Annotated in this window: 29 protein-coding genes and 1 pseudogene; 4 read left to right on the top strand and 26 right to left on the bottom strand. The window is 70.4% G+C overall.

All coding sequences use genetic code 11. The features are described 5' to 3' along the window. Nucleotides 1–5 precede the first annotated feature (5 nt). From OG906_RS39195 to OG906_RS39260, 14 genes are all read right to left on the bottom strand, one after another. Nucleotides 6–443 carry a hypothetical protein gene (locus tag OG906_RS39195; RefSeq protein WP_024127104.1) on the bottom strand — a complete coding sequence of 146 codons (438 nt, stop codon included), beginning with the start codon at nucleotides 441–443 and terminating at the stop codon, nucleotides 6–8. Between the two features lie 12 nt (nucleotides 444–455). Beyond that, nucleotides 456–893, bottom strand: coding sequence for a TadE/TadG family type IV pilus assembly protein (locus tag OG906_RS39200; RefSeq protein ID WP_190148972.1), 438 nt, complete (start codon nucleotides 891–893; stop codon nucleotides 456–458). Continuing rightward, the gene (locus OG906_RS39205) at nucleotides 890–1,312 is read right to left on the bottom strand and encodes a TadE family protein (RefSeq protein ID WP_212728701.1); all 423 of its coding nucleotides are present in this window, start codon (nucleotides 1,310–1,312) and stop codon (nucleotides 890–892) included. The genes OG906_RS39200 and OG906_RS39205 overlap by 4 nt, the downstream gene beginning before the upstream one ends. Continuing rightward, nucleotides 1,309–1,506 carry a hypothetical protein gene (locus OG906_RS39210; RefSeq protein WP_329449042.1) on the bottom strand — a complete coding sequence of 66 codons (198 nt, stop codon included), beginning with the start codon at nucleotides 1,504–1,506 and terminating at the stop codon, nucleotides 1,309–1,311. Before OG906_RS39210 ends, OG906_RS39205 begins: the two co-directional genes overlap by 4 nt. A gap of 27 nt (nucleotides 1,507–1,533) precedes the next feature. Then, nucleotides 1,534–2,433 (bottom strand): type II secretion system F family protein, encoded by a 900-nt coding sequence (locus OG906_RS39215; protein WP_024127100.1) that lies wholly within the window; start codon nucleotides 2,431–2,433, stop codon nucleotides 1,534–1,536. After that, nucleotides 2,430–3,359, bottom strand: coding sequence for a type II secretion system F family protein (locus OG906_RS39220; RefSeq protein ID WP_190148974.1), 930 nt, complete (start codon nucleotides 3,357–3,359; stop codon nucleotides 2,430–2,432). The genes OG906_RS39215 and OG906_RS39220 overlap by 4 nt, the downstream gene beginning before the upstream one ends. Beyond that, complete coding sequence (locus OG906_RS39225) at nucleotides 3,356–4,921, bottom strand: CpaF family protein (RefSeq protein ID WP_190148975.1); 1,566 nt, start codon at nucleotides 4,919–4,921, stop codon at nucleotides 3,356–3,358. Before OG906_RS39225 ends, OG906_RS39220 begins: the two co-directional genes overlap by 4 nt. Then, nucleotides 4,918–5,739 (bottom strand): hypothetical protein, encoded by an 822-nt coding sequence (locus OG906_RS39230; protein ID WP_190148976.1) that lies wholly within the window; start codon nucleotides 5,737–5,739, stop codon nucleotides 4,918–4,920. Before OG906_RS39230 ends, OG906_RS39225 begins: the two co-directional genes overlap by 4 nt. Further along, entirely contained in the window at nucleotides 5,739–6,425 is a 687-nt protein-coding gene (locus OG906_RS39235; protein WP_024127096.1) for a flagella basal body P-ring formation protein FlgA, read from the bottom strand. The genes OG906_RS39230 and OG906_RS39235 overlap by 1 nt, the downstream gene beginning before the upstream one ends. 19 nt (nucleotides 6,426–6,444) lie before the next feature. Continuing rightward, nucleotides 6,445–7,152 (bottom strand): ATP/GTP-binding protein, encoded by a 708-nt coding sequence (locus tag OG906_RS39240; protein ID WP_200725431.1) that lies wholly within the window; start codon nucleotides 7,150–7,152, stop codon nucleotides 6,445–6,447. Between the two features lie 203 nt (nucleotides 7,153–7,355). Beyond that, complete coding sequence (locus OG906_RS39245) at nucleotides 7,356–7,931, bottom strand: hypothetical protein (RefSeq protein WP_024127094.1); 576 nt, start codon at nucleotides 7,929–7,931, stop codon at nucleotides 7,356–7,358. A 521-nt stretch (nucleotides 7,932–8,452) separates the two neighbouring features. Beyond that, nucleotides 8,453–8,983, bottom strand: coding sequence for a hypothetical protein (locus tag OG906_RS39250; RefSeq protein WP_329449043.1), 531 nt, complete (start codon nucleotides 8,981–8,983; stop codon nucleotides 8,453–8,455). A gap of 310 nt (nucleotides 8,984–9,293) precedes the next feature. Beyond that, nucleotides 9,294–10,265, bottom strand: a complete 972-nt coding sequence (locus OG906_RS39255) for an MBL fold metallo-hydrolase (protein ID WP_212728698.1) — start codon at nucleotides 10,263–10,265, stop codon at nucleotides 9,294–9,296. 69 nt (nucleotides 10,266–10,334) lie between these two features. Beyond that, entirely contained in the window at nucleotides 10,335–11,207 is an 873-nt protein-coding gene (locus OG906_RS39260) for an MmyB family transcriptional regulator (protein ID WP_212728697.1), read from the bottom strand. Nucleotides 11,208–11,458: 251 nt separating this feature from the next. On the opposite strand from OG906_RS39260, the pseudogene OG906_RS39265 reads away from it, so the two are divergent. From OG906_RS39265 to OG906_RS39280, 4 genes and pseudogenes are all read left to right on the top strand, one after another. Beyond that, a pseudogene (locus OG906_RS39265) lies at nucleotides 11,459–11,539 on the top strand (helix-turn-helix domain-containing protein); the annotation flags it as partial. Between the two features lie 306 nt (nucleotides 11,540–11,845). Next, nucleotides 11,846–12,175 carry a hypothetical protein gene (locus OG906_RS39270; RefSeq protein WP_249938742.1) on the top strand — a complete coding sequence of 110 codons (330 nt, stop codon included), beginning with the start codon at nucleotides 11,846–11,848 and terminating at the stop codon, nucleotides 12,173–12,175. A 44-nt stretch (nucleotides 12,176–12,219) separates the two neighbouring features. Next, nucleotides 12,220–12,924 (top strand): beta-ketoacyl-ACP reductase, encoded by a 705-nt coding sequence (locus OG906_RS39275; RefSeq protein WP_212728696.1) that lies wholly within the window; start codon nucleotides 12,220–12,222, stop codon nucleotides 12,922–12,924. A 282-nt stretch (nucleotides 12,925–13,206) separates the two neighbouring features. Next, nucleotides 13,207–14,451 (top strand): hypothetical protein, encoded by a 1,245-nt coding sequence (locus OG906_RS39280; RefSeq protein WP_212728695.1) that lies wholly within the window; start codon nucleotides 13,207–13,209, stop codon nucleotides 14,449–14,451. A 107-nt stretch (nucleotides 14,452–14,558) separates the two neighbouring features. Here OG906_RS39280 and OG906_RS39285 read toward each other — a convergent pair whose 3' ends face one another. The 12 genes from OG906_RS39285 to ligA all read right to left on the bottom strand — a co-directional run bounded on the left by OG906_RS39285 (nucleotide 14,559) and on the right by ligA (nucleotide 24,337). Continuing rightward, nucleotides 14,559–14,930: a hypothetical protein gene (locus OG906_RS39285; RefSeq protein ID WP_249938701.1), complete on the bottom strand. Its 372-nt coding sequence runs from the start codon at nucleotides 14,928–14,930 to the stop codon at nucleotides 14,559–14,561. Beyond that, nucleotides 14,923–15,291, bottom strand: a complete 369-nt coding sequence (locus OG906_RS39290; protein WP_329449044.1) for a hypothetical protein — start codon at nucleotides 15,289–15,291, stop codon at nucleotides 14,923–14,925. Before OG906_RS39290 ends, OG906_RS39285 begins: the two co-directional genes overlap by 8 nt. After that, nucleotides 15,288–16,001, bottom strand: a complete 714-nt coding sequence (locus OG906_RS39295; protein WP_329449045.1) for an HNH endonuclease family protein — start codon at nucleotides 15,999–16,001, stop codon at nucleotides 15,288–15,290. The genes OG906_RS39290 and OG906_RS39295 overlap by 4 nt, the downstream gene beginning before the upstream one ends. Before the next feature lie 101 nt (nucleotides 16,002–16,102). Continuing rightward, nucleotides 16,103–17,080 (bottom strand): hypothetical protein, encoded by a 978-nt coding sequence (locus tag OG906_RS39300; protein WP_329449046.1) that lies wholly within the window; start codon nucleotides 17,078–17,080, stop codon nucleotides 16,103–16,105. 127 nt (nucleotides 17,081–17,207) lie between these two features. Further along, nucleotides 17,208–17,564 (bottom strand): hypothetical protein, encoded by a 357-nt coding sequence (locus tag OG906_RS39305; RefSeq protein ID WP_212728693.1) that lies wholly within the window; start codon nucleotides 17,562–17,564, stop codon nucleotides 17,208–17,210. A gap of 25 nt (nucleotides 17,565–17,589) precedes the next feature. After that, a complete protein-coding gene (locus tag OG906_RS39310; protein WP_212728692.1) occupies nucleotides 17,590–17,988 on the bottom strand; it encodes a hypothetical protein in 399 nt (132 codons plus the stop codon). A 118-nt stretch (nucleotides 17,989–18,106) separates the two neighbouring features. Further along, nucleotides 18,107–18,496, bottom strand: a complete 390-nt coding sequence (locus OG906_RS39315; protein ID WP_329449047.1) for a hypothetical protein — start codon at nucleotides 18,494–18,496, stop codon at nucleotides 18,107–18,109. 42 nt (nucleotides 18,497–18,538) lie between these two features. Continuing rightward, nucleotides 18,539–19,168: a TetR/AcrR family transcriptional regulator gene (locus OG906_RS39320; protein ID WP_329449048.1), complete on the bottom strand. Its 630-nt coding sequence runs from the start codon at nucleotides 19,166–19,168 to the stop codon at nucleotides 18,539–18,541. 128 nt (nucleotides 19,169–19,296) lie between these two features. Then, the gene (locus tag OG906_RS39325) at nucleotides 19,297–19,701 is read right to left on the bottom strand and encodes a hypothetical protein (protein ID WP_212728689.1); all 405 of its coding nucleotides are present in this window, start codon (nucleotides 19,699–19,701) and stop codon (nucleotides 19,297–19,299) included. A gap of 73 nt (nucleotides 19,702–19,774) precedes the next feature. Then, nucleotides 19,775–20,236 (bottom strand): hypothetical protein, encoded by a 462-nt coding sequence (locus OG906_RS39330; protein ID WP_329449049.1) that lies wholly within the window; start codon nucleotides 20,234–20,236, stop codon nucleotides 19,775–19,777. A 101-nt stretch (nucleotides 20,237–20,337) separates the two neighbouring features. Then, the gene (locus OG906_RS39335; protein WP_329449050.1) at nucleotides 20,338–22,101 is read right to left on the bottom strand and encodes a hypothetical protein; all 1,764 of its coding nucleotides are present in this window, start codon (nucleotides 22,099–22,101) and stop codon (nucleotides 20,338–20,340) included. A 181-nt stretch (nucleotides 22,102–22,282) separates the two neighbouring features. Continuing rightward, entirely contained in the window at nucleotides 22,283–24,337 is a 2,055-nt protein-coding gene (ligA, locus tag OG906_RS39340; protein WP_329449051.1) for an NAD-dependent DNA ligase LigA, read from the bottom strand. Between the last annotated feature and the right edge of the window lie 204 nt (nucleotides 24,338–24,541).

Raw genomic sequence — 24,541 nt, forward strand, 5'->3', positions numbered from 1 at the left:
GATCGTCACCCCTTGTAGACGAGGTTGGCGCTGCCGTGGCCGGTGACGGACCCGCTGGCCCCGGCGAGGAACACGGCGCTGTACGACTCGGTCACGGTCACCTCCAGGGATCCGCCGTCCTCGCTCACGCTCACCGTGCCGCTGACCCCTGCGTGGCTGAGGTAGGTCCGTGCCGCGGCGACGGCCGCGTTGCGGTCGACGGTGATGCCGTCGCCGGAGATCGCCTTGCTCGCATCGACGGCCTGGCCACCGGCTCGCGCTGCCTCGGCGGCAACGCCCTCGGCGTGGGTGAGCGCTCGCAGTTTGCCGGCGCCGTCGTAGACGAGCGCGGCCACGGCGAAGAGCGCCACGATGGTCACGAGGGCGAACACGCTCATCGCGCCCCGGTCATTGCGCAGGGCGCGACGGATCCGGTGGGTGAGGGCGAAGCGGGCGGGTGGCATGCGGTGGTCCTGTCAGCCGCGCTGGCGGTAGGAGTCGATTGACGAGGTAAAGCTGCTGGTCAGAGTCTTGGATCCGGGCAGTCCGGGCAATCCGATATCCGAGAGCCGCACCACGCAGGTCACCGTGGCGGTGGTCGAGGCGGGCTCACCGATCTGCGCGGAGAACCCGCCGGTAGAGACGGATATGGAGGTGGACGTGCACTGCAGTCCTTGCTGGTCCAGCACGCTGCGCGCCATTTGTGATCCGGCGGAGCTGGCGGCACCGCCGGTGCGTTCCAGTGAGGCTGCGCGCGCTGCGTTGCGAGCCGCGGTGTCGACGGCGTTGCCGGCGGACCCGATCCGGCCGAACGCGATGACCAGCAGCAGCACCAGAATGAGGACGGGAAACAGGATGACCGCTTCCAGCGACAGGGCGCCGCGGTCGTCGCGGAGTCTTTCGGCGATGCTCACCGGGCCTCCGTGATGCGCTCGGCGGCCGCGTCGGCATGCTGGTCGATCTTCAGCTTCAGGCCGGGGATCATCGTGTCGACGTAGCCGGTGACACGGATGGTCACCGTCGCTCCCTTGCTCCCGCTTACCGACGTGCCGGAGATGGTGCCGCCGGCCCTGGAGAGGAACTCCCGGGCCTCGGCAGTGCCGGTCCCTGCAGACGCTCCTCGTACGCGGGCGGACTCAACCCCCAGCTGTGCGGCGGACATCGCCACGTTGCGCGCGTGCCACCACAGGCCGACGTGCACGACCGTCAGGATGATCAGCAGTACGGCTGGGAAGACGATGAGCATCTCCAGGGACACGGCTCCGCGGTCCCGCGCGTCGCGCTCGGCGAGCGCGCGGGACCAACGGCGAAGAGCCCGGCGAAGTCGGATCACTTGATCTCTTTCGACTTCTCGTTGACCTTGGTGAGGATGACGCCGGCGGCGATCGCGGCGACGACGACGAGGCCCGCGACGATCATCATCGTCTCGATCGAGATTGAGCCTCGGTCGTCGCGGAGGTTGCGCAGCCGCTCGATCCGGGCGCTGAAGAAGGTCTTCAGGAAGATGAGGTTGGGGTCGTTGCCCATCGTGGATTTCCTTGTCTCTTTTGGGAGTTAGCTGGCCATGATCCGCGCGATCGCGGGATAGCCGATGTATACGGTCATGATCAGGACGAGCATCGCGACAGGCATCACCATTTTTTCGGAGGCCATGTTGGCCTGGGCTTTCGCCGTGGTGACCAGGGCGCCGGAGAGCGACTTGGCCTGCGCGCCGAGGGTGTCGCCGACGGCCGCGCCTTCCTCACCGGCGATCGCGATGATGTCGGCCGGCGCTCCGAGTTCAGGGACGTCGAGTTCGAGCGAGAGCCGCTTGAGGCCCTCCCACGGGCTGATGCCTTCGAGCTCAGCGCGGGTGATGGTGTCCCGGATCTTCGCGAAGACCCAGCCTTCGCCGACGTCTGCGGCCCGTTTCAGGGCCTGGGTGGGGGCGGCGTCAGCGGCGCGTTCGAGCTGGACGAGCCGCAGGTATGCCTTGACGGCGTACCGGAAGTCGTCCTTGGCTTCCACGGCCTGCTGCTTGAGCTGCAGGTCCGGCAGGAGCCAGAAGACGATCGCGAGGCCGAGGCCCGCCATCGCCGGGATCGCCACGGGGAAGGGGTAGCCGGCCAGGTTGGCCAGGCCCACCGCCAGCACAGGCAGCAGCAGTCCGTACAGCGCGAGGCCGATCTTGCGCCCGAGGTGCGCGGCGGGGGACCGGCCGACGAGCTCCAGCTGCTGGCGGGGCAGGCGCAGGGTGCCTTCGCCGACGGTGCGCAGCAGGAAGGCACCGGCCTTCTCCATGAGGGAGTTGGGCTGGCTGTCTCGGTTGCGGTCGAGGTTCTCGAGCCGGGTGGCATCCATGCGGGACAGAACGTCGCCGAGGTCGGGCCGACCGGGCAGGATGCCGCGGGCGGCGATGACCAGGCCGAGGCCGGTGACGGCGCCGCCGACGATGGCATAGGGGGAGAAGATCACGGCGTCTCCTTGGCGATCTGGCCGCCGGAGCGGTCGGCCGGCGACAGGAACCGGGGCGCGGGTTCGAGGATCGCCATGCGTCGCATCCAGATCTTGACCAGGACGAAGGCGACGGCGACGAAGGCCAGGACGAGATGCCCGGCAAAGGTGTCGTAGGGCTCGACGTAGGCGCCGGAGAACGCGGTGACTCCGAAGATCGCCAGGCAGAAGATGGTCACCCAGCGGTCGTTGGTGCGGGGCTTTTGCCGGTCGGCCTCGACCTCACGCCGTGAGAGCACTTCATGCTGGAGGGCTTCGGCAAGTTCACGAAGAGCCTTGCTCAGCCCGCTGCCTCGGTCCTCGACGTGCAGGATCAGCAGAGCGGCGACCTCGTCGACCATTGCGTCGTTCAGCTCGTCGGCGAAGGCCCGGTAGGCGTCCTGGGGCACCCATCCAGCCTGCTGGCGTGAGACGAGGAGGCGGACCTCCTCCCGGATGGCGCCCGGGACGGTCTCCAGGCTGCGCTGGATAGTGGCCTCCAGACTGACGCCGACGGTGTGGATGTCGGACATGCGCCGCACCCATTCCTCGATCGCCTCCAGCTTGTCGATCTGCGACTTGCCGGAGCCGGAGGTGTTCAGCAGCCAGGGCAGGCCGATGACGACGGCGACGGTGACCAGGCCGCCCATCAGCCAGCCGGTGAACAGCCACACGCCGAGGCCCGCCACGGCAGAGCCGGCCAGGCGTGTCTGGCCCCGGGCCCACCAGGAGGTCGGCGTACGGGCGTCCTTGACGAAAACGGCCCGGATCTTGCGCTCAAGGCGGCTGCGGCGGCGCACCGTCGTCGACGGTGCCCAGCCGACGCCACCGGCGACCGCCAGAGCGAGTCCGCCGACGGCGGCGAGACCGCCGAGCGCGGCGAGCAGGGAGTTGAGGGTGAGCGTCACAGCGGCATCACCGATTCCAGCGGCGCGCCCCAGCTGCCCCACGGTCGCTGCATGACGGTGCGGTCCAGCCCGGCCCGGACGAGGTCTTCCAGGTTGCTTTGGGAGATGTTCCCGTGGGGCACGGCCCTCGGCTCCCGGCGCCCGTCCTGCTCGCGGGGAGCGAAGACCATCTGGTGGGAGGGGCGACCGCCCTCGCCGATGCCGGTGATCTCCATGACGTGGCTGACGAATCGGTGCTTACGTCCCGGCTTGCCGCGCTGGTCGACGAGCTCGGTCTCGTCGACCAGCCGTACGTAGACGACGAAGTCGACGGCTTGGGCGATGAGCCGGTAGGCCAGCGCTTCGGTCATTCCGATGCCGGCCTCCAGACACAAGGTGGCCAGGCGCTCGATCGACAGCTGGGGGCTGCGGGCGTGCAGGGTGGCCATCGACCCGCCCTCGCCCTCGTTCATCGCGTGCAGCATCGGCACGACCTCTTTGGAGCGGACCTCGCCGACGATCACGCGCCGCAGCGACATACGCAGGAGCTGCGGGAAGAGGTCGGACAGGGACAGCTCGCCCTGGAGCTTGCCGTCGGCCCCGCGCTCACCGTTGGACTCGCGCCCTTCGTAGGCGACGACCTCTGGACCCTCGGGGTCCTCGTGGAGATGGAGCTCGTACTCCGACTCCAGCGTGCCCACGCGCTCGGTGCTCGGGATTTCCCGGGCCATGGCGCGCAGCAGGGACGTTTTTCCCACGCCCTGGGAGCCGACCACGATGATGTTCTTGCGGCCCTTGACCGCGGCGGTCAGGAAGTGCGCGAGCGAGGCGTCGATCGTGCCCCAGCGCACCATGTCGTTCAGGCCCTGGCCGCGGGTGCGGTGGCGGCGGATGACGATGCTCGGCCGCGGCGTGACGTACGCAGACGCCGCCAGACGCGATCCGTCGGCCAGACGGAGGTTCAGGTTCGGCGTGGCCGGCGTCAGCGCCCGCTCGCCCTGACCCTGCATGCGCGCCAGGTGGTTGATGAGGTTGATCAGGTCGCGGTCGGTCTTCGCGATCGGGTCCCAGGTGCGTGTCGGACGGTCGGCGTAGTCGACGCGCACCTTGTCGCCGTAGATGATGATGTTCTCGACGTGCGGGTCGTCCAGGAGAGGCTGGAGACGGCCGGCGCGGAACAACTCGTCGAAGACCGCCTCGCGTACTGCACGCTCCTGCTGGGGCGTCAGATCCGATCCGCTGGCCGCGTACTTCGTCGCCCATTCCGAGACGACCTGCCTGATGATCGACTGTCCGCGCTGCCGGCGGTCCTGCTCGGTCATGGACGCGTCGGCACCGGCGGCCTCGCCGATCTTCATGCTGGCCTGTGAACGCAGCTCGGCGAGAACCTCGTGACCGACCGGGAGCGCGGCCGGGACCGCGGTGTCGGGAACCCGGACGAGGCCCTGAGGGAGGCCGGCCGGAGACGCCTGCGCGGGCACGGGCCGGAGAACCGGCGCGTCCTGCGTGGTGCTCTCCTGGAGCGCCTGGGCGAAGAGGGCGGTGTAGTCGTGGGCCGTGGTCTCCGGCCTGGTGTCGGTCATGATGCCCTCCCGGTGACCGCCTGCATTCCGGCCGGTTGCAGCTGCACGCGCCGCTTGGTCACCAGCTCATTGATCGTTTGGTGGGCTGTGCGCGCGGACCGCAGAAGGGTGCGCGGCATTTTCTTGTAGGCCCCGTGAGTGAAGACGTCGGCGCTGTCGGGGTCCCACGCGAGCATGCCGACCACCGGTGCCATCAAGTGCTGCTGTACCTGGCTCGAGTTGAAGGAACCCTCCTCGATCAGCAGCAGCCCGAGTGCGTCGGAGCCCGTGCCGTGGTGCGCGAGTTCCTCCCTCAGGACCCGCACGGCGGGCGCGGCAGCCGCGATCGAGGCCTGGGTGGTGCGGACGACCATGAGGACGGCGTCGGCGCGGTGCAGCAGCGGCGTCGGGTAGCGGGTGGTGGACAGCCGGGTCTCGGACTCGGTGAGGATGCGGCCCGCGTCGACGATCACGTCGTGGCCGGTCTGGTCCATCACGCCGAGCAGCCGGGAGATGGGTTCCCAAGTGCGGCTGAGTGATGCCGCCTGCGTGGGGTCCGTCAGTCCTGGCAGGAGCATCCGCTGGCCGGTGTTGTCGCGGTCCAGGCTGACGAAGTGCTGGGAGAACTCCCGCGCGAGGGTGCCCTGGCGGTCTGCGGCCGCCAGCCGGTGCAGTCCGGTGGCTGCGTTGCCTTCTCCGCCGAGGTAGCCGGCGCGGATCGTGCCGCCGGCGGGGTCGGCCTCGACCAGCAAGGAAGGCTTCGGTGAGGAGAGGGCGAGCGCGAGTGCCGAGCAGGTGACGCCGCTGGACTTTCCCGACACCAGTGCGATGACCGCCATCAGCTCGTCGCCTTCAGCACGATGGCAACGTTGCCGCCGGCAGCCCAGGCAGCAAGTGACGTGCTGTTCACCTCGGCCGCGGCAACGTCGACGACCACGGCGCCGTTGGCGTCGGGCGCGCCGACGCGGGACACGACGGCAGGAAGACTGTCCGGGGTGGAACCTGCCTTGGTGGAGGAGGCTGAGGCGCTGCCGTCCTGAGGGGTGTGGACGATGGTGACCGCATCGCCGGTGCGCAGCGTCTGGATGGGCAACTGGCCGGGCTTGGCGAGGATGCCCACCACGGACTTGCCCTTGGTCACACTGGATTCGGCGCTCACGGAGTCCTCAGTGACCAGCGCACCGCTCGGCAGGTCGGCTGCGGCCGGCTTGCCGATGATGTCGGATGCGCGGGAAGCGGGCAGCGAGCGCAGCTGGGTGTCGTGGGATATCTCGGTGGCCACCAGATCCGACGCCTTGATGTTCTCGCCCGCCGCAATGGGGTGCCGGGTGGCAACGACAGAGACCTTGTCGCCGGCCTCGTTGACCATCCACACCGACACCAGGGCGCCCACAGCGGCCAGCGCCAGGCCGGCGCCGACGACCACCGGACGTCGTCGGCGGCGCGGGGCGTCGTTGGTAATCGGCAGCAGCACAGGCGCGGAGCCCGGCTCGGACGGTGCCGTCGGCTGCTTGGTTCGCGGCATTGTGATGGTCTTCCTTGCGCTAGTTGACAACCTGCAGCTCGCCGACGCGCGCTGTGGTGTTGGACGTACGGATCTCGTCGGGCAGCGTCCCGCTTGCACCGTTCGACGCCTGCCAGGTGACTTCCCAGGAGCTGGTCGCGGTGATGGTGAACTTCCCGCCCGACTGGCCGGCGGAGACCTTGGTGTAGCGGTAGCCGCAGTCCGGCGAGGTCTTGTCCCCGAAGGTCTTGGAGTACTTCGTGCCCGCGGTCGTGCAGGTGACCGAGCCGCCGTCTCCCATGGAGTAGGTGATCTTGGTGACACGGGCCGTGGCCGTCACCGACAACCCCGGAACCGCAGCCGTCGCGCTGTTGGGACCCCAGGTGGTGTCGCTCTTGTTATTCCACAGCCAGACGGGCATGCCGACGAGACCAGGGGCGTCAGGACCCGGCGAGCTGCCGATGTTCGCGCCCAGCAGCGTCATCTTGTCCCGGGCCTGACGCGCCAGCACCTCGGGGTCGGGGAGAACAGTGGCGGGCGGCGTGGTCAGCCAGACGATGCCGCCGACGTCGTTGACGATGCAGTCCCTCACGTAGAAGGCGCCGGGACCCGAGGTGTCCGCCCCGTTCATGTCGGTGTGCCCCGGACCGGACGGCGGCTGGGGATCCGCGAGCTCGTAGAAGCAGCGGTCGGCCGGGTTGTACCCGGGCATGCAGGGGATCTCGGTGTCGTCGGTGAGCTTGCACATCCCGTTTCCGCCCCCGCCTCCCTCGCCCCCGCCGCCTCCTCCGCCGGTGCCGCCGCCTCCGCCCCCACCGGGCTTACCGGGCGTTCCGACGTCGACGCACACGTCCACGTCGGAGCAGTGGCCGGCGCCCCCCGCATACGCGAGGCCGGCCGGTATCAGGGCGGTCAGGACCGCAACGAGGCCCAGCACGCGGGCAGAACGGATCAGCAGCCCTTCGTGCGGTCGGCTGTGATCTTCGTGACGAGCCATGTGTCGCCCTCCAGCGTGGCTTGGGACGTGACGGGGTACTTCAGACGCTGCTCCGCGAGCTTGAGCTCCTTGCCGGAGTCCTTGTAGACGGGCTTCCAGCTGGTCGCGTCGAAGCAGTCGGTGACCGTTGCGGTCTTGCCCTTGGTGTCGACGGCGGTGACCTGAGGCTTCATCTCAGGACGGCCGGTGAACTTGATGCCCATCGACTCGTTGCGCAGGACCGACTTCTTGAGGTCGGTGGCGGCATCGCCCCTGGCGTACTTGGCCAGTTCCTCGGTGTGCAGATCTCCGTCCGCGGCCATCTTGATCTGGACCTCGCGCATGTTCGTGTACGCGGCGAGGACCTTGTCCTTCGCTGCCTGATCCGGATCGTTGGACGGCGTCGAGGAAGCGGTGGCGGAGGGCGAGGAAGCCGTCTTCTTGGGTGTGTCGGAGCCACAGCCGGCCAGAGCGCCGGCTGCGACGGTGCACATGAGGACAGCACCTGCGAGTCGCAGGACATGGGTGCGGTGGTGGGTGGTCGAAGCCATCGACAGATCCCCTTCAGGAGTCGGGTGCGGGCGCTGGCGCGCGCTCAGGGCGGACAAAACGCGGCGAGGTGAGTCCTCTACCGCGCTTCGCCGGCTCTGGAGGTGCACGCCAGGCCAGGACCCGGCGAGCCTACGGCCACGGCACAGGGCCATTGCCTGGCTCCCAGCCGCGGTGGGGGCATCGTGCCGTCGGTGAGCCACCGGTGACGAGGTGCCAGCGGGTGAAGAGGGCCGCTTCGCACCGAAGCCTGGATGGTCGACTCGGTCATCCACCCGGTTCCCGACCGGAGGTCGGCCGGTCGTATCAGTGATGCGGACCCATGTGGCACGAGTCCAGTTCGTAGATGTCGCAACGCGATTTCCCCCTCGCGGTCACGGACGTCGCGTCTCCCACAACGTGATCAGTCCGAGCCTGATTCTGGCCAGAAAGATCAGGTGCCGCCAGGCCCGGTTTTTTCCGGTAGCCGCACTTCCGGTATATGCCTCTGGCGCGGGCATTTGAAAAGGCTGTGGCCAGGACTTCAGGGCTTGATCAGCAGGGCCGGTCCCGATGCGCGCAGGGCGTTCCGGGCGGCCTCCTGGTCGGCCCCGGTGATGGCGTTAAGTCGACGTTCCACGAAGGGTGTGGAGGGGTGGTCCTTGCCGTAGACGGACTGCAGCAGCGCCAGGAGGCCCGTCCCGGTCCTGACAGCGTCGGGCGCGTTGGTGACGGTGAGCCAGGACGCGGCGGCGTTGCGGGCCTGCCGGCGGATCTGGCCGTGGGTGGCATCCAAAACCTGCTGCCAGGCCGCGGCGGTGTGCACCGAGACCTCGGTGGCCATGGCGGGCTGCTCGGCAAGCTGGGCGCAGAAGGCGACGAGTTCGAGGGCGTGGAGGGTGTAGTTGTGCAGGGGGCCGTGGCTCTCGGCGAGTTCCTCGCTGATGGTCCGAGCGGCCGTCAGGGCCTCCTCGCGCCGGCCGGCGCGGAGGGTGTGGCGGAGGTCCTTGATGCGGGGGGCGAGAAATTCGGGAACGGCGACGGGGAACTGCAAGACGATGGGGGCGGGGCTCATGAACTCTCCCTGGTGCGGAGCGGCTTCGAGCGGATGCCGCCGCCGGGGGGCCGGCGGCGGCATCCGGAATCGAGTCCAGCAACAGAGTGCTGCTCGACCGCGCACGTCAACGGGCGTGGGAGGGCCCTCGGTGCCTGGGTGGGCGCTCCCCCGTGCGTGCACGGCGCGCCGACGTCGGTAGTTGACCCCCCTGGGGAGCGGGGGTCAAGCCCCTGTGCTGCGCAAGCGGTTCGTATTTCAATGATCGGAACGAAGTGGGCTGCGCTGTTTCACCAGCCGGAATGGGCGAGGTGCGCCGCTGGAGCAGAGGTCAGGGCGCGAGCGGGCCGACCGAGGAGCGGTCCCAGGCGATGCGTGCCGCGTGGTCCATCAGCTCCAGCAGGTCCGGCGCGGTGGTGTCCTGCTCGAGGTGGCGGTATTCCGTACTGAGGGTGATCGCGAGCCGCTCGGGAAGGCCGAGGCCGGGGTAGCGGTCTTCCTTGATCAGGATGCGGGCCGCCTCGATGGCGGTCCGGCCCTGGCCGTGCATCACGTACGCCTGGTCCGAGAGGTCGTCGAGGTAGGCGACGTAGGTCCGCAGGTCGTCGGGGGTCATCAGCGGTCCGTGGCCGGGGACGATCCATTCGGGGTCGAGGTCCAGGATCCGCAGGCAGGCGGCGGAGACACGATCCAGGGGGCCGGCCCAGTGGGAGGGATGGTCTCCCGCGAAGACGATGTCGCCGGCGAAGACCACGCGCTGCTCGGGCAGATGGACGATGAGGTCGCCGACGGTGTGGGCCGGGCCGACCTCGTGCAGCTCCGCGGGGATGTCGCCGACTGCGATGTCGTGGCGTCCGGTGAACGTCGCGGTCGGCGGGAGAACCTGTATACCCGCGAAGTCGAACTTGCCGAAGTGCTCCCGGAAATACCAGCCGAGGGGCTGACCGGGGTCCGTGTCGTGGGTGAGAGCCTGCAGCTGCTGCGGCTTCGGCTCCAGGCACTGGTGCTCAAGGGCGGCGTGCGTGGCGAAGACCTCGGCGCCGGGAAGCTGCTGAAGACCCCAGGTGTGGTCACCGTTGGCGTGGGTGACAGCGACCCGGTCCAGCGGGACACCGGGGCCCGCCGCCGTACGGGCCGCGGTGAGGAAGACGTCGGTCAGGGCGGGCGTGTAGGGCGTGTCGATGACGAGGGCCTGGCCCCCGGATACGACGAAGCCGCAGTTGGCCAGGCCCCAGGTCGCGTCGTGGCCGGGCTGCCAGGCGAAGACGCCGGGCGCGATCTGCTTCAGGTCAGTGGTAGCCATGGGCATGCATTGTGCGGGCCGCGGCCGCCCGGACGAAATCTCTCCGCCGAGGCGACCGCGGGCGCGGTGTCAGTGGTGGGGCACGAACGGCAGGAGGAAGAACCGGGCGCCCGGGCTGCCGAACGGCTGGGCGGCGCACATGGTGACGGTGCCCAGCTGGGACGGCGCGTGCCGCTCGCAGCACCGGGTCCGGTGGTCCTCCGTGCCGCGCGGGGTCACGTAGCCGGCGTGCCGCATCGGCCGCGCGTCGCCGTCGGGATGTATGTACGCCAGGCTGTGGTCGCGGTAGATCGGCCCCGCCACCGGGTCGTCGTTGACCTCCTTGTCCAGCATCTGGAGGTCTTCGTTGTCAGGGTGAGCGGCGACCGCCGTGCGCAACTGGGCCGCCACTTGCGGCGCCCAGCGCGTGTCCCAGTCGACCAGGTGGTGCTCGCGCGCGTCCTCGCGCAGGAGCATCCACCGGATCAGGTTGCGTTCGGGCAGCGCCGGGGACTTCCCCTCGGGCTGCGGGAACATGAGTTTGAAGTCGTCGTTGGCGGCCAGCACGTTCCAGGCGACGTCATTGATGTAACAGGGCTGCCCCGAGACGCCGTTGACGGCCACCTGCCACGCCGGATCGACGTTCGTCCCCGCCATCGGGTCCATGGGGAACGGGGGCTCGTAGCCGATCGCGTAGACGTAGAGCGCGGTCCGTTCGCGCTCGTTCATGTTCAGCACCTTGGCGACGTTGTCGAGGAACTCGGCGGTCGGCTGAGGTGTGTTCCCGCGCTCGAACTCGGCGTAGGTCTTCTCCGTGACGAACAGCGCCTGGGCGACCTGGGCTTGGGACAGTCCGCGTGAGCGCCGGCCCCGTCCCGTGCGCTTGGGCCAGCCGAGCTCGACCGGGTCTATCTCTCCGCGCTTCCATTGCAGCAGCTGCTGCAACGCCTCCTTCTGATTCAACTTTGTACCCTTCCCCGTGATGCCATCCCCGTGCAGGCCGCGCGATATACCGGAAGCGCTCGCTCCTGAAATTCGCGGACCGGAAAATTCAGAGCCTGGTGAGCGGGATCTTGGCCGGGAAGAATCGACCACTGGATCGAATCCGCGTTGTGGGAGACGCGAAGGTCCTCCACAACCGCGAGGGGGAGTTCGCGTTGCTGCATCCCGTTGCCACCCCGCCGGACCGCACGGGCGGAGCCGTGGCACGCACCATGGCGGTGCTCAGAGCGCTGATCCGTCTCGGGCCGGGTGAACATCCCCTGGCGTCGGTAGCCGAGTCCGCGGACCTTCCCGCGCCGACCGCTCACCGGTATCTGCAAGCCTTGATGCGAGAGGGCGCCGTCGAACAGCGCGGGCCGCGTGCTCGCTACGCCCTGACTGACGCGCTGCACGGTCCCCCCTCTTCGACACCCGCCCAGCCCCTCCAGGCCGGCCCGCCCTCCCCTGCGGTGAGGGCCGAGATCGTCACACTACAGTCGAGAACAGGCCAGGTCGTATTTGTTTACCGACCACACCTGATCGGCACTCCGATGAGGATCTGCGCGGAACGGGCATACGGACCACACGCCGACGAGGTCCTCACGTCGCCTCAGATCACTTTGCGATCTCTTGAATCAGCGCCTCTGGAGTCCGACGCCGCCGGCCTGGCGATCCTCGCCTGCCTCGGCTCCATCGGCGACAACAAGATCGACACCGCGCCCGTCCGTGAGGAAGGTCACGCCATCGGCCCTTCCCCGCTGCCCGGCCGCACCATGATCGCCGCGCCCATCTGGTACGGCTCGGCCGTCGCCGGATCCGTGGCGCTGCTCGCCAAGGACGGGCCCATGCGGCGGGCCGCCACTCGCGCCCGGTACGTGGCAGCCGTGATGGACACGGCTGCGGCGATGAGCGGACAGCTGACGCGTTCCGGCGCCCGCCGGGCCAGTTGACCGACTACAGACCCCCACAAAGCACCACAGAAAGGCACCACCTCGTGTCCCGTTCAGTCCTGATCACCGGCGGCAGCCGCGGCATAGGCCTTGCCATCGCCCGTCACCTCGCCGAAGCCGGCGACCGCGTCGCCATCACCTACCGCTCGGGCGAGCCCCCCGAGGGACTGCTCGCCGTCCGCTGCGACATCACCGACACCGAGCAGGTCGACGCCGCGTTCAAGGAGGTCGAGGAGCAGCACGGCCCTGTCGAGGTCCTCGTCGCGAACGCCGGCATCACCAAGGACCAACTGCTGATGCGCATGAGCGAGGAGGACTTCGCCTCCGTCGTCGACACCAACCTCACCGGCGCCTTCCGTGTCACCAAGCGCGCCTCGCGCGGAATGCTCCGCGCGAAGAAGGGCCGCGTGGTGTTCATCTCCTCCGCCGTCGCCCTGCGCGGTGAGAGCGGCCAGGCCAACTACGCCGCCTCCAAGGCCGGCCTCGTCGGCTTCGCCCGCTCCATGGCCCGCGAACTCGGCTCCCGCGGCATCACCTTCAACGTGGTGGCCCCCGGCCTCACCGAGACGTCCATGAGTCAGGCGCTCAGCGACGAGCAACTCGAGAACCTCAAGACCCAGATCCCTCTCGGCCGCCTCGCCCGCCCCGAGGAGATCGCCGCGACCGTGGCCTTCCTCGCCTCCGAGCAGGCCGCCTACATCACCGGCGCCGTGGTGCCCGTCGACGGCGGCGCCGGCATGGGCCACTGACCTCTTTGACCGCCCGCAACCCTGGAGTCCGATGAGCGCATGATCTGACAGCGGGCAGTCCCCCGTGGGCTGCCCCGCGGCAGCAGGCCCCCGGTGTGTCCAGCACCTCGGCCCCGCCGCATCTCTGCCACCACCCGGCGAGTGTCCAGCCCGCCTGGTGAAGAACCCGGTCCGCAGACCGGGCAACACCGCCCCTGCCAGGGCGGATCACTTGGTTCCGGAAGAACCCGGCCCCACCGAAGAGGGGCTCACGCATGCCCGAAAGGAGGGCGTGCCCTGCCCATGATGCAGCATGCCCGCGCGCCGGTCCACGCCACCGCCGCCCCACCGCGCCCAACGCGCGGACAACACCGAATATCCCCGAACAACCGATTCAACCCGGTCTGTGAACATGCGGACCAGGAGATCGGCACGACCGCGTCCCGGCGTACCCGGCGCGGCGACTTCCTGCGCGCCGCCACCTGGGCCATCACCCAGCGCCTGCACCCCAAGGCCGGCGACACCACGCTGCGCGTTGCGCGTGACCTCGCTGCGCGCCTGAACGCCGACGGGCACGTCGCCTACTGCCGCGACACCATGTTCAAGCGCCTCGGCATCAGCCGCCGCACCCTGGAGCGGCACATCGCCGTCCTGCGCGAGCTCGGCCTCCTCGTCTGGGCGCTCCACGGAACCCGGGCCAACACCCGCCCCGCCGGAAGCGGCGAGTGGGCCGGCACCGCCACCATCTACGCCGCCGTCGTCCCGCGCGCCTGGGACGACGCCCTCGGCCACCGTGTGAGCGGCCACGGCTACCACGCACGGCACATCGGATTCACCGAACAGGGACGCCAGCTGGCCATCGCCGACGCCCGCCGCCGCACCCGCCCCTCCCACAGCCGTGACACCCCTTCCTGTAAGACCAACCACCCACGTCCTAAAGCTGAGATGGGAGGGAAGAAGAACAACACCAGCGCACCCCGCAGCGCGCGGCCGCGCTCCCGTCGCAGGCACGAGGTTCCAGAGCCCTACCGGGCCAACACGCAGCAGGCCGCGCACGCCGTCTCGGTCGCCGCCTGGATACGCCCCCGGGTGCCCTGGACCCAGGGCGAGGGCCTGCGCCGCCTCGCCTTCGCTTTGCGACCCTGGATCGCCACCGGCCTGTCCGCCGCCGACATCGCCGCCGACCTGTCGGTCTGGCGCGTGCCCCGGCGGCCGGCCTCCCCAGCCAGCGTGATCATGGCCCGCTGGAGCGAGTTCGCCGACCAGGACCAGCCAGCCCCCACGTGTGGACAGCGCGAGGAACCGGCCGACGCCGTCCCGCCCAACACGGCCTTCCTGGAGGCCATGGAGACGGTGCGCACCCGTCTGCACAGCCTCTACCCACCCGCCGAGCCGGAACCCGATCCGCCCGGCTTCGTCATCCGCGACAGGATCCTCGCCTCGCTCGCGGCGGCGGACCGGGCCCGCCACGCGCGCACCGCCGAGCAGTGCCTCACCTTCGCCGAGTGGGAGGCCGTCTACGACGCCCGGGAACGAGGCCCCTGGTGACCCCGCGCCGGCCCAGCCCCCGCACGAACGGAACGCACCAGGCCACGGCACCGACGGCGAACCCGACGGTGAAGCTCTCGGACCGGAACACGGCTCGCCTCTCCCGTTCAGGACGCCGCCGCCGGCGCGGCCTCGGGCTGGGTGTCCTCGGCGGCCGCCCCCTGCGCCTTGCTGCCGGCGCCGCGCCGGCGCGTACGGATGACCGCCCGCGCCGACCGGAACAGGGCACGGACCAGCCGCCACAGGCCGACCGCGCCGCAGCCGACTGCCGCTGCGCTGGTGCCCAGGCGCGCGACGGTCGCCAGCCATCCCGGCAGATGCAGGTAGCCCAGCGTCAGCGACGTGCCGATCAAGCTCAGGCTGAGCACCATGAGGACACTGCTGTGCCCGATCACCCCCCAGGTGCGCTTCAGTTCGGCGTAGGCGTCCGGATGGGCCTCCCGCCACAGGACAGGCCGGTCCAGCTCGTGCTCACTCATCGCGCTCTCCATTCGTCGCATGCTGCGTTCCTTCGTCGGCGCCGCCCAGGACCTCCCGGGCGTGGCGCAGTCCGTGCCCCAGCTCCTCCAGCTCCAGCCGCACCTCGTCCAGCAGTGCCCGGGGCAGCAGCTCTTCCGGCAGCGCCGGCCTGGCCGGCGACGCGGGCGCACGGTCGTCACGGATCGCCGACTCCACCGCTTCCTCCTGCCGCTCGACTGCGGACCGCTCGATGCCCGGGGCCGCGAGCCGGCCGGCCAGCTCGGCGCGCACGGCGTGATGCAGCCGGGCGGCTTCCCGGACAGCATGGGTCCACCGGTCCCGGTCCGCTCCGAAAGGCAGCGGCTGTGCGGCCGGCCTCATCGCCGGGCCGCCTCGGCCGGGCAGGATTCCAGCGCGGTGCGCAGGGCCGCCTTCTCCGCCGGCGTGACCGACAGGCGGTACTTGGTCTTCACACGGACCTGAGCGGTCGCGTACCAGCAGTGGGCCTCGGCCCGCGGGGGCATCCACACCGAGGCGTCCTTGGCACCCTTCGCGGCGTTCGTCGGACCGTCGGCAGCAACCAAATTCGCCGGGTCGTTCGCGTAGTTCAGCCTCTGCGCGGCGGTCAGCTCCCGGGCCCCCGAGCGCCACCCGAGGGCCAAGGGGACCACGTGGTCGATCTGCACGGCCATGGACGTACCGGGGCCGCGCTTGAAGGCGATCGTCCGGCCCGTGTACCCGTCGTGGAGAACGCCGGAGAGGACGGTGCAGCCGTCCTCGGCCCGAACGACGTCCTCCAGGTCGCGCGCCAGGACGTCCTGGCGCGTCGGACAGGAATTCCCCGACATCTCGACCGTGCCCGCATCGCTCCACGCCGGTCCGAAGGCGTCGCGGCTGTAGCCGTCGAGGGAGATCTGCGCCCGGACCGTCAGCTTGTTCAGCTGGGCCAGCACGGGCGCGCCTCCGGCCGCGGCCGGACCACGAGCGGGGGCGGCATCGGCGGTGGAGCCGGGGGCGGTGAGGGGTCCGCAGGCGGAGGCGGCGAGCGCGCCGGCGAGCACGAGGCCGGCGGCCAGGAGGCGAGGGGCCATGTAAGGGAGTCCTGTTCGGGTCGGAGAAGGCACCGTTCACCTGCTACAGGTGTGGCGGGGACCGCCGGTGTGACACTCCGCCCGAACTTTTATGGGCTCCTTCAGCCGAGCGTGCCCTCGAAGGTGACCTTGGAGCCGCCCGCGTCGACTGCCTCGACCGTCACCGGGCCGCCGACGGCCGCCTCCGGAACACGGAAGGAGACGGTCTGCGTAGCGGTGCGGTACGGGGCGATCGCAGCGTCGCGGTACCCGTACACCGGGCGGACGGTGGCGGCCAGGTGCAGGTCCTGGCCGGTCAGGATCCGCAGGGTGGTGCCCAGGCCGCGCATCGGGTCGGCGGATCGGTTGACCACGCTGAGCTCCAGGCTCCCCGTGCGCGAGGCGCCCTCGCCGCTCACCGTCACCTTGCCCACGCGCACCTGGCCGCTCCACTGCCCAAGCGGCGTGACCGACGGCCCGGCCGGCGCGCCCTGCGGCGCCTGGGTGTCCGGCGAGGCGGCGGTGCCCGGAAGGGCGCCTTCGAAGAAGAGCAGCTCCGGCTCGGCCAGGCCCTCCTCGGTCGCTTCCACGGTCACGGTGACCGGCAGGCCCTGGGCCTGATCGGGAAGCACCAGCTTCAGGTCCCGGTCGACGGACCCGTTGGGGCGGACCTGCTGCGGTTCGTCCTTGGAGGAGGACGTGCTGCTGCCGGCGGCTTCGGCAGCCGTGCGCCCGAGAGCTCCATACCGGGCGGTGACGGCGGTCCGCGGCGCGGTCGCGACCTGCGCCCGCTGGTTGGCCACGGTCACCCGCGCCGTGTACGCGCTCGAGCCGGCCGGCACGCCGGGCACGGTTCCGGCCGGCAGCCGCAAGAAGCCCTGCAGCGTCACCGTCCATGCTCCGTCGCCGACCGGCAGCGCGGTTCCCGGCTTCACGATGCCGTGCGGCAGCACCGTGGAGGACGAAGGCCGGGCCGCTGGGGCGCTGTTCGTCGGCTTGCCGTCGGCCTTGGGATCGCTGTCGGAGCCAGCGCAGCCGGAGATCAGCAGTGCCCCGGCCACGAGCACGGTCGGAAGGGTGTGGCGCAGGCGCACGGACATGGTTCCCCCTGTGTCAGGTACCGGATCTCGGTCGAGGGGGATCATGCCAAAACGCGTCCGGCCGGGGCCGGACGCGTTGGTGAGGGGTGTCTGATTCGGGCCACCCGCAGTTTGTGCGGGCTGCGGGCTACAGCGTGATGGGGATGGGGACCAGGAAGTACTCGGTGTCGCCGACGCGGACACGCAGCGGGTGTCCGGGCGAGAGGTTGAGCAGCCGATGGTGCACGGTCGCCGGGGAGTTGCGCACGGACAGGGCGGGCTCCAGAGCGGCACGGACGGCGGCGCGGGAGGTGTCGGACAGCGGGTTGCGCTCGGCGATCTCCGCGCATTCGTCGAGCTGGGCGTCGGTCAGGTCGGGGCCGAAGCCCTTGCGGAGGGCTTCGACGGCGACGGCCGGGGCCAGAACTGCCCGGTTGTGGTCGCGGCATACGTGGCCGGGCGTGCCGTGGGGCTGGAAGTGACGGGCGGTGCCGATGGAGGTCATGGGGACTCCTGAGTGGTGGGCGGTGTCAGTGCTCGCGGATCGTCGCGGTCTCGGCGAGGGTCAGGACGTGCGCGGGGAGGGTCGGGCGGCCTTCGGTCATCGCCCGGTACATGCGGTGCACTCCGTCGATCAGCAGGCGAGCCGGGCCGCTGTCGAACTCCAGGGTGGCGATGATCACCGGCTGTTCGAGGTCGGTGCGCATGGCGTGCTCGGCGCTGAAGTGGGACTGGTCCGGGCCGAAGATCGGGCACCAGGAGGGGCCGTCGTAGTCCGGCCTGAGCAGGCTCAGGTGGTAGGCCGCCGACCAGTCGGCTACGGAGGTCTGCTCGGTGGGCCGGGGGTGCTCCTCCAGGAGGCGCATGGCCCGGTCGATGTCGAACACCCAGTTTCCGTACTTGAACATCTGGCGGGACGGGATGGTCACGGTTCCTCGCTGACGGGTCGGGGATCGGGGGATGGGAGGGGGCGGCCTGCAGTGGCTGACGGTCATGGGGGCCGGTCGTTCGCCGCCCCGGAGCGAGTCCGGGGCGGCGAGAGCCGTGTCAGCGCGGGCCGAGCGGGATGACCAGGACGCCGACGTGAGGCAGGTCCATCTCGGCCAGCAGCCGGGCGGCCCTGCCACCGGGGCTGGTTGAATCGCTCGGGTCCAGTCGTATGGCGCCCCGGTGGGGGCCGCGCGCGGGGGTGAGGTACACCGTGTTCTCCGGTGCGTTGCGCTCGAAGACGCTGACGGTGGCGTAGTCGAACCCTCCGAGGTTGGGGTACCGCTCGGCGACGGCCGCAGACATGGCGGTGACGAGTTCGGGGCTCGGCGAGGCGACCGAGAGGGGGAGGGGGGTGCGGCGCGGCCGGATGCGCAGAGCAAGGGCGCGGATCAGGACGCTGAGGACGCCGAGGCCGAAGCCGAGGGCGAGAGAGGCTGGCTGGATCAAGGTGGGCTCCCTGGGATTGCGGCTGGTGGCGGAGCGTGAGCTCTAGGCGTCGGCCGTGGTCACGGCGGCGTGGACGAGGCGGGCGAGCCCCCGGCGACGCTGGCGCTTGGTCAGCCCCTGGACGCTTCCGGCGTTCTCGTGTCCGGCGGCGGCGGTCAGGCCGGAAACGAGGGCGTGGACCAGTTCCTTGCCCTCGTCGTCGGGCGTGGTCGTCTGGGTGGTGGCCGCCGTCAGGGCACGGACGACGGGCCGGGTGGCCGCGAAGTACGCCTTGACGAAGCGGGGGTCCCGCTCGGCGGCGACGGCGGTCAGCACGCGCATGACCGGGAGGTGATCGCTCCAGCCGTCGAGTACTGCGTCGACGAGCCGGGCGGCGCCGGGCAGTCCGTCCGAGGACCAGGAACCGTCCTCGAAGGCGTCGAGCGCCGCCTTCGTCTCCGCGACCAGGAACCGGGACGCTTCGAGGACGACGCCCTCGACGTCGGGGAAGTACTGGTAAAACGTCGCGGGCGACGTGCCCACCGCCCGGGCGATGTCCAGCACCTTGATGTCGCGGTAGGACCGGGTGGCGAGGAGTTCGAGCGTCGCCTCCATCAGGCTCTGGCGGGTCCGAAGTCCGCGTTCGGTGGGTACGCGGCGGTCGGGGGTGCGGGTCACGACAGGGGTAGGCACAGTCGTCTCCTGAGCTGGAGGAAGGGAGGGGAGTGGTCCAGGTCTGGGGCGCCGGTGGACGCCGGACCCGACGTGCAATCACATTACACATTGGAACGTTAATACGCAACACAATTGGTGTGGGTGTCTCAGTAGTCCCCGCCCTCGACCTGTGCTCGCGCGGCCTTGGCGGCCGCGTCCCCGGACTCGGCGCGGAAGGTGTCGATCCACCGGGTGAAGTCGGTCTCGTCGCTGTCCAGTTCGACAGCGGCAGCGGCGTGCTCGCCCGGAATGACACCGGCGACCAGCAGCGCGTCGGCTCGGTCGTACCGCAGACCGAAGACCGTGAACACCTCTCCCGTGCCGGGCGGCTCGACCTGCGCAGGGGGGCCGTCCGGGTCCAGGCCGACGCTGGCGAACATCTCCTCCACGGCGCCGGCCAGCTCCGCAGCCTCCGGCCGGTGCCCGGGACCGGTCTCACGCAGGGAGCACCACACGCGGAACAGGGACGCGACGGCCGAGCCGCTCGTGGTGGCGGGGTCGAAGTGCAACATGACGGTCTCTCCGAAGACTTGAGGGGGAGGGCGTGCCGGGTGATCGCCCGGCACGGTGCGACAGGGGGAGTTGTCACACGTCGGGCTGCGGCGCCTTCGGGGCTCGGGCGGACATGCGGTGCGTAAGGGCATGCGCGCCGGCGAACGCCGCCCCTGCGCCAAGGGCCAGGTAGTCCGCTGCCCGTCCGCGCAGGACGAGTGCGTCACCATGGCCGAGCAGCAACACGGTGCAGACGGCGAAGGCTCCGGTCACCAGGGCGGCGTCCAGACCGGCCGCGGCAGCGCCCCATGCCCAGCGGGCGTGAGCCGGGGCGGCTTTGCGCTCGTCCCGCCTGCGCAGGGCGGCGCAGGCCCGGTTCCGGGCGAGCCGGCGCGTTTCGACGACAAGGACAGCGAGGGGCACGACGAACAGCCACATGACGGGCTGCTCCAGCAGGATGCCGCAGCCGGCGAGCAGCGCGACCAGGCCGTAGACGGTGTGCAGCGGCTGGCAGCGGCGGTGCTGGTGCGTACGGGGGCGGAGGTCTTCGGACATGGCTCTCCTCGGTTGAAGATGATCGGGAGTTCGGCTTTGTGAATGGGCCAAGGGGTGCTCTGGCCGGGCAGGCAGGGCCTGCCCGGCCAGAAGATGGACGACTACGCGTCTGCGGTGCGCTGGGACTTCGCCGAGGGGCGGACCCGGGCGCGGCGCAGCCGGTCGGACCACGGCGCGTCGGCGGGCCCCACGGGGTGCTCGGGGATGGTGATCTCGTAGTGCGGGCAGCTACCTTCCTTGGCCGTCTCCAGGGCGGCGTGCCGGTGGGGATTCGGGCACTGCCGGCGCTCGTGCTCGCCCCTCCAGTAGCGGACCGTCAGCGTGTGGCCGGACCCGCTCTCGCGGGGATGGCTGGGCCGCTGCTCCTGGAAACGCTCGCCCGCGTCCGGATCGACCCACCAGTTCTCGACCTGGCCGGAGTCGTGGATGCCCCGCCGCCGTTCGGCCTCGCGCTTGCTGGGCTTGAGCTGGTGGACCTGGTGGGAGAGGACCCGCACCGTGGTCCGCTTGTGCTGGGTCAGCAGCTCCCACAGGGCGCGCACGTGGCGCGTCATCAGCTCCTGGCAGCCTTGGCGCGCCGAGCCGCTGCGGTACCGCTCGGGGTTGTCCGGGTCGCGCAGCCGGGCCTCCGGCTCCAGGGCCTCGCCGGGGCGCGCCATCAGGGTGTCGTACGGCGAGAACGGCAGCTTCAGCAGCGACTCGTCACACGTCAGCGGAGTGACCCATGTCCAGGGGACATCATCGTGCGGGGGCTCCACCGGCTCCAGGTACCGGTCGGGCCGGACAAGGAACCAGCCCTCTTCCGTCCGGGGCGACCACGGGCCCCATACGTAGCCGACGATGCGTCGGCCGTTGGGAAGGTCCAGGGGGGTGTCGAGGAACAGCATCCCGCGCGAGGCGGGGAGGTGGGCAGGATCGAACGGGGTCGTGGCCTTGTCCGCCCGCCGCACCACGCGGCGTAGTGCCATCTGGGCGAGGGAGTCGCCGATCTGGAAGAGGCGGGCGGAGCGCGCTCGGTCGGCTTCCTGTCGCAGCTGCAAGGCAACGGCCGCTTCCGGGCCGTCCGGGTGGCCGTAGGGCGCCAGTCGTTCAGCGTCCCGGCGGTACGCCTTCGCCTTCATCAGGGCGAAGTCGAGGCTTTGGGTGTGGGCATCCACGTACCGGCGGCGCCAGATGCGGATGCGGTGCTCGTCGGGGGTGCCCCAAGCGGCGGAGTCCGAGCCGGTGAGGGCCCCGCCCGGGACCGTGCCCGTCTCGGGGCGAAGCCCCAGTGCCCGGAACCGGCGGACTTCGCCATCGGCGTCGTTCACGACGCCGTCCGTGGTGTCCATGACCGGCCGGTGGTGCTTGTCGTCCGGGTCGAGGGCCCACTCCAGACCTGCGAGCTGTGCCATGGCCGCCCGTACGGTCTCCGGCTCCGTGGACCTGACGAAGTCGGCGAGGAGGCTTTGGACCGTGCTGGCGTACGCGTCGGCCGCCGCGAATCGCAGTACGCGCTTGAGGAACGCCCCGCCCGGGCCGTGCTGAGTACTGGACAGCGCCAGCAGCTCGTCGGCCACCCGCTGGTCGCTCAGCGCCGCGTTCGCCAGGTGGTCGTACATCTGGCGGAAGACGGCCATCTCCTCATCCGCGCCGAGGATGCCGTCGATGGCGTCATGGACCCGCCCGGACTTCGCCGGGGAGGTCTCGCGGCCCTCCGGCGCCCGGAGCAGATGGTCCGCAGCAGCGTGGAGCTCGCGGTAGAGCCGCAGCTGGAGCTCAGTGAGGATGAGGAGATCGGCTCCACCGACAGGGGCCCGCTTGGCTGCCGCAGTGACGCCCGCCAGCAACTCGGAGTCGGATACGTCGGACAGATGGAAATTCATGTCATCCCTACCTGGACACAGGGGACTTGGGGGAAATTCGCGGGTGCTGTGCACCAGGCGATGAGATGACAATACATACTGAAAATGGAATACGCAACGTTGTGGATAAGGAGACGGGCCGCTCCTTCAGGGCCGGTGGCGGGCGCGCAGCCCTGCGCGCCCGCCACTTGGTCCCCTCCGGTCAGGCCAGGTAGTCGGCGACCATCTCGGCGAAGTCCTCCGGCGTGCGAACCTCGACGCCGAGTTCGGCCGCCTTGACCGCCTTCGAACTCGGCTTGCCACCGGCGGACGGCGCCGCGACCAGGATGGACGTCTTGGCGTTGACGCTGCTGCCCGCGCGCCCGCCGGCCTTCTCAATCAGGGAGTTCATCTCGGTCCTCGTGTAGGCCGCCAGCACCCCGGTCATCTTGCCGGTGACCACGACGACCTTGCCCGTCAGCGGCCCTTCACCCACTCCCGCCGAGGGCTCCTTCATGTTGACTCCCGCGCCGATCAGCTTGTCGATGACCGGTGCAAGCGCGGCGACCTGCTCGACGATGACGGGGGCCTTCTCGGGACCGATGCCCTCGACGTCCTGCATCGCGGCTGCGTCGGCCTGACGGATGTCGTTCATTTCGCCAAAGTGCCGGGCGATGCGGCGGGACATGCTGCGCCCGGTGCCGAGGACGCCCAAGGCGCAGAAGACCCGGCTGAGGGGGAGTGCCTTGGCGGCCTCGATCTGCTGGGCGAGCTTGGCGGCCAGCTTGGCGCTTCCGGATGCTGCCGTGAGCTGCTCGGCGGTCAGGGTGAACAGATCGGCGACGTCGGCGACGTCACCGGACGCCACCAAGGCCGCCACGTACGCCGGGCCGAGGCCGTCGATGTCGAGCATGTCGCGTCCAGCGGCGTACTGGATCAGCGCCGGAAGCGCGCACGCGCTGCCCTGCGCGCAACGCCACCTCTCCTGCGCTTTGTTGATCTTTCCGCCGCAGTTAGGGCAGACCTCGGGCAGCGGTACCTCCAGCGCCCCCGCCGGCCGCAGCTGGACCACGGCCCCCTGCACGCGGGGGATGATGTCGCCGGCCTTGTAGACCGTCACGGTGTCTCCGATGTGGAGGTCCCGACGGCGGATGTCAGCGGGGTTGTGCAGCGTGGCCCGGGTGACGGTGGAGCCGTCGATCTCGACCGGGGTGAGGATCGCGGTCGGCGCGAGGACCCCGGTGCGGCCGACCTGCCACACGACGTCTTCCAGCACGGTCTGCCGCTCGACCGCCGCGAGCTTGACCGCGATGGCCCAATGAGGGAAGCGCGAGCCGAACCCGGCCGCCGCCTGCTCCGCCGCGTCGTTCATCTTGATCACCACGCCGTCGATCCCGACGGGCAGCTCCGCACGCATGGCGGCGATCGCATCCACCCGCTCCTGTGCTGCGGCGAGATCCGCGACGACATGGAGCCCGGCCGCGGAGTCCGCGGTGGTCTGGATGCCAACTGCGGCCACGGCCGCGAGGGTTTCCGCATGGGTGGCCCCGGCGGGCAGGTACGCGACCGCGTCCAGCTCGACCGCGCCGTAGGCCCAGAACGTCATCCGGAGACGGTACGGCCGGTCCTTCGCCCTGAGCGTGCCGGCCGTGCCGTTGCGGGGGTTGGCGAAGACCTGCGCGTTGTGCGCGGCACGGACCTCGTTCGCCGTCTCGAACTGCGCCTGGGTAAAGGCGACCTCGCCGCGGACCTCGATGGTGACCGGCTCGGTCAGCTGCTCGGGGAGACCGTCGATCTGGCCGATGACGTGGCTGATGTCCTCGCCGTGACTGCCGTCCCCGCGGGTGATGATCTGCACCAGACGGCCGCTGCGGTACCGGGCCGCCACGGCAGCGCCGTCGATCTTCGGCTCGACGGTGAACCCGCCCTTCGGCGCGCGGGTCAGCCGGCGCTCGACCGACACGCCCCATGCCACCAGGCCCTCGGCGTCAAAAACGTTGTCCAGGCTCAGGAGGCGGGTGGTGTGCGCGACGTCGCCGACGGGCGCGGCCCCGTCGGCGACGAGGCCGGTAGGCGAGTCCGGGGAGACCTCGGCCGGGTGCTCCTGCTCCCAGGCTTGTACGGACCGCCGAAGCTGGTCGTACGAGACGTCGTCCAGGACGCTGTCGCCGTCGCCGTAGTACGTCCGTGAGGCGTCACGCAGAAGCTGGAGCGCGGCCTCGTACTCGGTGCGGCTGGACGCGGCGGACAGCGCCTGAGCGGCGGGAAGAGTCGTCATGAGGGTGATCCTCTCGTAAGGGTCTGACAGTGGTCGGAAGAAAGGGGGCGAGGCCCGGACAGGGGGTCGTCCGGGCCTCGCAGGCCCCGGCCGTCGAGGGGAGTGCACGGCCAGGGCGAGCCGCGCGAAGCGGCTCCTTCGGAACTGGCTTTGTGTTGGCGGCGATGCCCCGCCCTCACGACAACCAATATACACATGGAAATA

This window comes from Streptomyces sp. NBC_01426 (assembly GCF_036231985.1).
Taxonomy (GTDB): Bacteria; Actinomycetota; Actinomycetes; order Streptomycetales; family Streptomycetaceae; genus Streptomyces.

What these genes read in the sequence shown, in the direction of transcription:
- OG906_RS39285 (WP_249938701.1), bottom strand. Translation starts at nt 14,930, where the DNA reads ATGAGTGAGCACGAGCTGGACCGGCCTGTCCTGTGGCGGGAGGCCCAT.
- OG906_RS39290 (WP_329449044.1), bottom strand. Translation starts at nt 15,291, where the DNA reads ATGAGGCCGGCCGCACAGCCGCTGCCTTTCGGAGCGGACCGGGACCGG.
- OG906_RS39330 (WP_329449049.1), bottom strand. Translation starts at nt 20,236, where the DNA reads ATGTCCGAAGACCTCCGCCCCCGTACGCACCAGCACCGCCGCTGCCAG.
- OG906_RS39255 (WP_212728698.1), bottom strand. Translation starts at nt 10,265, where the DNA reads ATGGCTACCACTGACCTGAAGCAGATCGCGCCCGGCGTCTTCGCCTGG.
- OG906_RS39250 (WP_329449043.1), bottom strand. Translation starts at nt 8,983, where the DNA reads ATGAGCCCCGCCCCCATCGTCTTGCAGTTCCCCGTCGCCGTTCCCGAA.
- OG906_RS39225 (WP_190148975.1), bottom strand. Translation starts at nt 4,921, where the DNA reads ATGACCGACACCAGGCCGGAGACCACGGCCCACGACTACACCGCCCTC.
- OG906_RS39305 (WP_212728693.1), bottom strand. Translation starts at nt 17,564, where the DNA reads ATGACCTCCATCGGCACCGCCCGTCACTTCCAGCCCCACGGCACGCCC.
- ligA (WP_329449051.1), bottom strand. Translation starts at nt 24,337, where the DNA reads ATGACGACTCTTCCCGCCGCTCAGGCGCTGTCCGCCGCGTCCAGCCGC.
- OG906_RS39280 (WP_212728695.1), top strand. Translation starts at nt 13,207, where the DNA reads ATGATGCAGCATGCCCGCGCGCCGGTCCACGCCACCGCCGCCCCACCG.
- OG906_RS39335 (WP_329449050.1), bottom strand. Translation starts at nt 22,101, where the DNA reads ATGAATTTCCATCTGTCCGACGTATCCGACTCCGAGTTGCTGGCGGGC.
- OG906_RS39230 (WP_190148976.1), bottom strand. Translation starts at nt 5,739, where the DNA reads ATGGCGGTCATCGCACTGGTGTCGGGAAAGTCCAGCGGCGTCACCTGC.
- OG906_RS39325 (WP_212728689.1), bottom strand. Translation starts at nt 19,701, where the DNA reads ATGTTGCACTTCGACCCCGCCACCACGAGCGGCTCGGCCGTCGCGTCC.
- OG906_RS39210 (WP_329449042.1), bottom strand. Translation starts at nt 1,506, where the DNA reads ATGGGCAACGACCCCAACCTCATCTTCCTGAAGACCTTCTTCAGCGCC.
- OG906_RS39240 (WP_200725431.1), bottom strand. Translation starts at nt 7,152, where the DNA reads ATGTGCAAGCTCACCGACGACACCGAGATCCCCTGCATGCCCGGGTAC.
- OG906_RS39195 (WP_024127104.1), bottom strand. Translation starts at nt 443, where the DNA reads ATGCCACCCGCCCGCTTCGCCCTCACCCACCGGATCCGTCGCGCCCTG.
- OG906_RS39295 (WP_329449045.1), bottom strand. Translation starts at nt 16,001, where the DNA reads ATGGCCCCTCGCCTCCTGGCCGCCGGCCTCGTGCTCGCCGGCGCGCTC.
- OG906_RS39245 (WP_024127094.1), bottom strand. Translation starts at nt 7,931, where the DNA reads ATGGCTTCGACCACCCACCACCGCACCCATGTCCTGCGACTCGCAGGT.
- OG906_RS39235 (WP_024127096.1), bottom strand. Translation starts at nt 6,425, where the DNA reads ATGCCGCGAACCAAGCAGCCGACGGCACCGTCCGAGCCGGGCTCCGCG.
- OG906_RS39300 (WP_329449046.1), bottom strand. Translation starts at nt 17,080, where the DNA reads ATGTCCGTGCGCCTGCGCCACACCCTTCCGACCGTGCTCGTGGCCGGG.